This is a genomic window from Subtercola sp. RTI3, from assembly GCF_035018625.1.
In the GTDB taxonomy this organism is placed as follows: Bacteria; Actinomycetota; Actinomycetes; order Actinomycetales; family Microbacteriaceae; genus Subtercola; species Subtercola vilae.
The window spans coordinates 1-7201 of record NZ_JASJXO010000088.1; the positions used below are offsets into that span (position 1 = coordinate 1).

Consider the following 7201-nt stretch of genomic DNA (forward strand, 5'->3'; position numbering starts at 1 on the left):
AGATGTGTATAAGAGACAGGTTGTCGCTCACCGAGGGCGCACTCGGCCCCGCGGGCATCTCGTTCGACGCCTCCCTCCCGCGCGCATCCTTCGCCGACTGGCCCGCCCGCGACGCCTGGGCCACCCCCGCCGCGCCCTGACCGCTCCTGCTCCCGCACCCTGGCGGCCGCCCACTTTCGCCCCGTCGGCGACGTGGCTCGGTCGAGTTGCCCCAGAACGTCGTTCGGAGATCAGCCGGGCGACAATCTGGGGCAACTCGACAGCACGAGCGACAGCAGCCGCGACGGTCGCAGCACGCGACCCGGCTGTTGAGCATCCGGAGCCCCAGAGTTCGCCCCACCTAGCGCCGAAATACGCTCCCACGTATCTATGCAGAAGTATCGATCGGGCCCGAATTCTGTGGCAGGGTGGAGGCATCGAAGGGGAGTAGTTCCCGCTCGCTGCCGCACGACCTGGCAGCGTATCGGTGCGTCGACACACTGGCGGTCACGATGACCAGCCCGGCGCATTGGCCCGGGCAGCGCACGGGTGAACGAGACCTTCGGCCCCTCCTGCGGCCGGCGTCTTCGGCGTGCGCGCCGCAGCCCGACCGAAGGATTCACCGTGCCCGCATCACTTCTGCGCCGCATCGTTCTGTGCCTCGCAATTGCCAGCCCGGCGATCGCATTTCGTCTCACCGGCTTCGCACCGAACCCTGTCATCGACCTCTTCGTCTTCGGTGCGGCCGTCGTCGCGGCGAGCTTCATGCTCGCGTGGGCCGCCGAGGCCGCCCAGAAAGACATCTCGGGCGCACTGGCCATCGCCATTCTGGCGCTGATCGCCGTGCTGCCCGAGTACGCCGTCGACCTCTACTACGCGTTCCGCTCCGGCTCCGACGTGGCGTACGAACAGTTCGCGGCGGCCAACATGACCGGATCGAACCGTCTGCTGCTGGGTTTCGGATGGCCGTTGGTGGTCTTCGTCGCCCTCTTTGTTGCCCGGCGTACCTCACAAGCCCGCGGTGAACAGGGCACATCGTTGCCCCGCGTGCTCACCCTGCCTGGCTCCAGCCGCATGGACATCGGCATTCTCGCCATCGTCGCCGTGCTTGCCTTCGTGATTCCTGTGATGGGCCAGATCGCCATGTGGTTCGGCTTCGTGCTGATCGCCATCTTCGTCGGCTACCTCTGGAAGGCCGGCCGCGCGCAGGGCGGCGGTGCCGAAGAGGAGTTCGTCGGCACGGCCCGGCACATCGCAGAAATGCCGACCACCCGGCGTCGCGCCACGGTGATCAGCATGTTCGTGGTGTCGGCCGCGATCATCCTGACTTCGGCTGAGCCGTTCGCCACCGCACTGGTCGATTCGGGCAGCTCGCTGGGCATCGACAGCTACTTTCTCGTGCAGTGGCTCGCGCCGTTGGCCTCAGAGGCGCCCGAGTTCATCATCGCGGTGCTGTTCGCGCTGCGGGGCATGGGCGCGGCCGCCATCGGCACGCTCATCGCCTCGAAGATCAACCAGTGGACCCTGCTGGTGGGCTCCCTGCCCATCGCCCACTTCTTCGGTGGTGGCGGCACCGACCTCGCGCTCGACCCGCGCCAGGTCGAGGAGTTCGTGCTCACCGCGAGCCAGACCGTGATGGGCGTGGCCATCATCGTGGCGCTGCGGTTTCACCGCTGGTCTGCTGTGGCGCTGGTGGCCCTGTTCGCCGTGCAGTTCGTCGTCACCGACACAACGGGCCGCTATGTATTGAGCGCCATCCACATCGTGATCGCCCTCGTGGTCTTATTTCTGCACCGCTGCGACATCATGCCCACCCTCGCGGCACCCTTCCGCGCCCCCGCGCCCCCGCATCCACGATGCGATGTGGAGCGGGAAGCGCGGCGGTCAGAGGAGCAGGTAACAAAGTCGGTGCAATAAATCGGCGCCGCTAGCGTTGAACTGTAAGCACGCATTCGCCTTTCGACTGAGGAACCTCATGACTGCCCTTGAAACCCTTCCGATTCTCGACCTCTCGCGCCTCGACAAGGGCGCAGATGAAGCCGCCGCCTTTCGCGCCCAACTGCGCGAGGTCACGCACGAGGTGGGGTTCTTCTATCTGGTGGGGCACGGAGTCTCCCAGCAGTTGACCGACGAGATTCTTGCTCTGTCGCGGCAGTTCTTCGAGCTTGCCATCGAAGACAAGCTCTCGATCGAGAATGTCAAGAGCCCGCAGTTCCGTGGCTACACCCGCGTCGGCGGCGAGCTGACCCACGGCGACATCGACTGGCGTGAGCAGATCGACGTGGGTGTCGAGCGCCCCGCCGTCGAGCCGGGCCCGGGCGTCGACGACTACTGGCGTCTCGAGGGTCCGAACCTGTGGCCCGACGCCCTGCCCGAGTTTCGCACCGCGGTCGATCGCTGGAACGCCGAGCTCAGCACGGTTGCCCTCACGCTGCTGCGCTCGCTCGCCGAGTCGCTCGGGTCGCCGGCCGACATCTTCGACGAGGCCTTTGCCGAGCGCCCGTTCTCGCTCATCAAGATCGTGCGCTATCCCGGTGAGTCGAACCCCGACCCCAAGCAGGGCGTGGGCGCACACCGTGACGGGGGTGTTCTGACTCTGCTGCTGGTCGAGCCCACCAAGGGCGGCCTGCAGGTCGAGCACGGCGGCGAGTGGATCGACGCCCCTTCGGTTCCCGGCTCGTTCGTGGTCAACATCGGCGAGATGCTCGAGCTTGCCACCGGTGGTTACCTCAAGGCGACCCTGCACCGCGTCATGTCGCCGCTCGTCGGCAACGACCGTATCTCGATTCCGTTCTTCTTCAACCCGGCGCTCGACAGCGCGATGCCGCGCCTCGAGTTGGCGCCCGAACTAGCCGTCGAGGCACGCGGTCTCTCCGTCGACCCGAACAACAGCCCCATTCTCGAGACCTACGGCGACAATGCTCTGCGCTACCGCCTGCGCGCCCACCCGAACGTGGCGGCGGTGCACCACGCCGACCTGCTCGCCCCCGCCCCCGCCCCCGCCGCCGAGCCGCAGCTCCTGCAGAACCGCTAGCGGCCACCCGGGCAGGGCAGGCCCGGGCGGGGCGGGCTGGCCGCGGCCGTTACGAGCGGTCGCCGAATGCCCCGCGATACTGCCGCCCGTAGTGCGACTCCGACAGCTGGTCGCGGCCGAACAGCTTCTGCCGCAGCGTGCCGGGCGCCGACTCCTGCTTGGCGAGCCCCCGGGCCCGCAACACCGGCATGACCTCATCGATGAACAGCTCGTACGACTGCGGAATGGTCCAGTTCATCACGTTGATGCCGTCGACCCCGGCCTGCTGCCACACCGCCAGGTGGTCGGCGATCTGCTCGGGTGTGCCCACGAAGCGGCCCCGGATGCGCGCGGTGATCTTCGCGAGATCACGAATGGTGGGCTCGCGGTCGGTCATCGTCGCACGCAGCCACGCCGTGTGCGACTGCCCGCCCTCGTGCTTGATGTCTTTGAGCGGCATGTCAGGGTCGAGCGGCGTGCCCGTGGCCTGATCGAGGCCGAGGTTGATGTGCGCGAGAAATCCGTCGGTGGAGATGTATTCGTCGATCTCGGCTTCGTTGCGCTTGGCTTCTTCTTCTGTGCTGCCGATGACGAAGGTGAGGCCCTGGAAGAACTGCAGGTCATCCGGTCGCCTGCCGCCCTCGACCACGAGCGCCCGGGTCTCGTCGATGGTCGTGCGGGCGATCTCGGGGGTGGGCGCGAGAATGAACTGCGCCTCGGCGTTTCGGGCGGCGAACGCGCGGCCAGCGGGCGACGACCCAGCCTGAAAGATGACCGGCGTGCGCTGCAGCGTTGGAGACGGCAGGTGCGGCCCCTCGACCTGGTAGTACTCGCCCACGTGGTTGATCTTGTGAATCTTGGTGTGATCGGCGTAGACCCCGCTCACCTTGTCTTTCAGCAGCGCGCCGTCGTCCCACGAGCCTTCCCACAGCTTGTAGACGACATCCATGTATTCTTGCGCCCAGCGGTAGCGCTCGTCGTGCTCCATCAGCCGGTCGAACCCGAAGTTTCGAGCGGCATTCTCGAGCGAACTGGTCACCACGTTCCAGCCGATGCGACCGTTCGAAATGTGGTCGAGCGTCGAGACCTTGCGTGCGAAATCGAATGGATGCTCCTGCAGCACCGCGCTCGTGAACGCCAACCCGAGGTGCTCTGTGTTCACCGCGAGCGCCGACAGCAGCACGGCCGGATCGTTCGACGGTATCTGCAGCCCCTCGCGAGCGTTCACCTCGTATGAACCGTTGACCGGGCCGTACAGCCCCACCACGTCGGCGAAGAACATCGCATCGAAGTGCCCGCGTTCGAGCGTCTTGGCGAGGTCGATCCACAGTCGCACATCGTTGAAGTCGGCCTGCTGTGCAGCGGGGTGCCGCCAGAGCCCGTGTTGAATGTGCGAGTTGGTGTTCATGACGAAGGCGGCGAAATGCAGGGGCTTCACAGTGGTGCTTTCTGAGCGGCGGTCGTGGCGTTTGTGCGGTGATTCAACGATAGACCGAGGGTTCGGCAGCGTAGCGTGCAGCGGGTACCGGCCGATCTCGCGGGCGTCAGTGCTTCTGCTGGCCCAATTCTTCTCCCGATGGCCGGCTGAACGTAACGCGACGTAGCTTGACGCAACATACTTTGGCGCTCGCGGCCCGCTCTTCTACTCTCGAAAAGCGAGCACTTCGCCGCCGATGCGTCACAGCCGCGTCAGTTCTGCAGCGCTGCCGCACCCCTTCCCGCACCTCACCAGCCCAGCCCTGCCCCCATAAGGAGCATTCCCTTGCGCACCACGAAACTCTTGCTCGCCGGCGTCATCGCCACGGCCGTCGCGTTCACCGCTGCGGGTTGCGCCGGTACGGCGACCGCCTCAGCACCCGAGACCAACGCCTCGGGTGTCACCACGCTGAAAGTCGGTGCCTCCTTCCCCGCCACCGACATTCTGAACTACGTCGAGTCGTCACAGGCCGCTGCCGCGGGCCTCGACCTTCAGGTCAGCGAGTTCTCTGAGTACATCACCCCCGACACCTCGCTCGAAGACGGCTCACTCGACGCGAACCTCTACCAGCACCTGCCGTTTCTGAACCAGTTCAACAAAGACCACGGCACCCACATCGTGCCGGTGGGCAAGGTGTACTTCCCGCCCCTCGCTCTGTACTCGAAGAAGATCACCTCGCTCGACGCGATCGCGAGCGGCGACACGATCAGCATTCCGTCTGACGTGACGAACGAGCGCCGCGCGCTGCTGCTGCTCGAGAAGGCCGGGCTCATCACGCTGAACCCCAATGCCGCCGGCCCCGCCGACATCGCTACGAACCCCAAGAACCTGCAGTTCCAGGAACTGGATGCTGCGACCCTTCCCCGTGCGCTCGACGACGTGAAGGCCGGTATCGTCAACCTCACGTACGCGCTGCCCGCCGGGCTCACCAGCGAACAGCAGATCTACAAAGAAGACGTCACAGGAACCCCGTACACGAACCTCCTGGCCGTGAAGTCGGGCAACGAGAACAACGCCGCGATCCAGAAGCTGTATGCGCTGCTCACCTCGAAGCAGACCCAGGACTGGATCACTGCACAGTACAAAGGCCTGGTCATCCCGGCCAGCGGCGCTGCCCAGTAACCGACTCCATGATCACCATCACGAACCTGCAGAAGAGCTACCCCCGGGCGAACTCCCGCGGCTCTGATGTGCACGCCCTCCGCGGAATCGACTTACACGTCGAGGAGGGGGAGATCTTCGGTGTCGTCGGCGCGAGCGGCGCCGGCAAGTCGACGCTCATCCGCTGCGTCAACCTGCTCGAGCGACCCACCGCCGGCACGATAACGGTGGCGGGCCAGAATCTCACGCAGCTCTCCGATGGCGAACTCCGAACCGCCCGCCAGGGCATCGGCATGATCTTCCAGCACTTCAACCTGCTGTCGAGCCGCACGGTTCGCGAGAATGTTCAGTTCGGGCTCGAGATCATGGGGCTGAAGAAGGCTGAGCGCGAGGCTCGCGTCACAGAGATCCTCGAGCTCGTGGGGCTTTCAGACCGGGCATCCGCGTACCCGTCAGAGCTCTCGGGTGGCCAGAAACAGCGTGTGGGTATCGCCCGCGCGCTGGCCGGCAACCCGAAGGTGCTGCTGTCAGACGAGGCCACGAGTTCGCTCGACCCGCAGACCACCGACTCGATTCTTCAGCTGTTGAAAGACCTGAATCGAAAGCTCGGTCTCACGATTCTGCTGATCACGCACGAGATGGAGGTCGTGAAGAAGATCTGCGACTCGGCCGCCCTCATTGACGACGGCCGCATTGTCGAGAACGGAACCGTCATCGACCTCCTCAACACTCCGAAGTCGAAGATCTCGCACGCACTGTTTCCGCTGGGCGAGAGCCACGGCTCGCCGGGCCACACCATCGTCGAGATGATGTACGCGGGTGAGCTCGCCGAGCGGCCGATCGTGGCGACGCTGTCGCGCGAGTTCGGTATCGATGTCAACATTCTGGGGGCCGCGGTCGAGAACGTGGGCGACCACCGCGTGGGGCGCATGCGGCTCGAGCTGCCGGGAGACCGGGCATCCAATGAGGCCCCCATCGCCCGGCTGCGTGACAGCGGGCTGTTCGTCGAAGTGCTCGACGACGTGATGCCCGACGCTTCGAGCGGAGTGGTTCGATGACCTTCGACTGGCATGTGATGATTCCCGTTCTCTGGCTCGCGCTCGGCCAGACCTTTCAGATGATCGGTATGGCGCTGGTTCTGACCATCGTCGTCGGCCTGCCCGTGGGCGTTCTGCTCGTGACCACCGACCGCGGTGGAATCTTCGAGGCGCCCTTCGGCTCGCGCCGGTTCGGGGCGGGGCTGCACGCGGTGCTCGGCTTCGTCGTGAACGTGGGGCGCTCGCTGCCGTTCATCATCCTGATGGTGGCACTGATTCCGTTCACCCGGTTGGTGGTGGGCACGTCGATCGGGCCTGTCGCCGCAGTGGTGCCGTTGACCGTCGCCGCCATCCCGTTCTTCGCCAGACTTGTCGAGATCGCGCTCCGCGAGGTCGACGGCGGGCTCATCGAGGCGGCAAAGTCGCTCGGTGCGACCCGTGGCACCATCGTCTGGAAGGTACTCGTGCCCGAGGCCCGGCCCGGCATCGTTCTGGGGCTCTCGACCTCGGTGATCTCGTTGCTGAACTACTCGGCGATGGCCGGCATCATCGGCGGCGGAGGCATCGGCGACATCGCGTTTCGCTACGGTTACC

General features: G+C 65.7%; 6 protein-coding genes. 5 read left to right on the forward strand and 1 reads right to left on the reverse strand.

The features are described from left to right. Nucleotides 1-603: 603 nt before the first annotated feature. Nucleotides 604-1896, forward strand: coding sequence for a sodium:proton exchanger (locus QN358_RS18300; RefSeq protein ID WP_323513210.1), 1293 nt, complete (start codon nt 604-606; stop codon nt 1894-1896). A 58-nt stretch (nt 1897-1954) separates the two neighbouring features. Beyond that, on the forward strand, nt 1955-3013 hold the full coding sequence (locus QN358_RS18305) for an isopenicillin N synthase family dioxygenase (RefSeq protein ID WP_323513211.1): 1059 nt from the start codon (nt 1955-1957) through the stop codon (nt 3011-3013). A gap of 49 nt (nt 3014-3062) precedes the next feature. On the opposite strand, the gene QN358_RS18310 is transcribed toward QN358_RS18305, so the two are convergent. Next, nucleotides 3063-4400 carry an LLM class flavin-dependent oxidoreductase gene (locus QN358_RS18310; RefSeq protein ID WP_136643582.1) on the reverse strand — a complete coding sequence of 446 codons (1338 nt, stop codon included), beginning with the start codon at nt 4398-4400 and terminating at the stop codon, nt 3063-3065. 354 nt (nt 4401-4754) lie between these two features. Here QN358_RS18310 and QN358_RS18315 point away from each other — a divergent pair, with 354 nt between their 5' ends. The 3 genes from QN358_RS18315 to QN358_RS18325 form a co-directional block, all read left to right on the forward strand. Continuing rightward, nucleotides 4755-5591 carry a MetQ/NlpA family ABC transporter substrate-binding protein gene (locus tag QN358_RS18315; protein WP_323513212.1) on the forward strand — a complete coding sequence of 279 codons (837 nt, stop codon included), beginning with the start codon at nt 4755-4757 and terminating at the stop codon, nt 5589-5591. Nucleotides 5592-5599: 8 nt separating this feature from the next. Next, on the forward strand, nt 5600-6628 hold the full coding sequence (locus QN358_RS18320; RefSeq protein WP_136643571.1) for a methionine ABC transporter ATP-binding protein: 1029 nt from the start codon (nt 5600-5602) through the stop codon (nt 6626-6628). Then, nucleotides 6625-7201: methionine ABC transporter permease (locus tag QN358_RS18325; protein ID WP_323513213.1), on the forward strand; the 577-nt coding region annotated here is incomplete at its 3' end. The genes QN358_RS18320 and QN358_RS18325, both read left to right, overlap by 4 nt.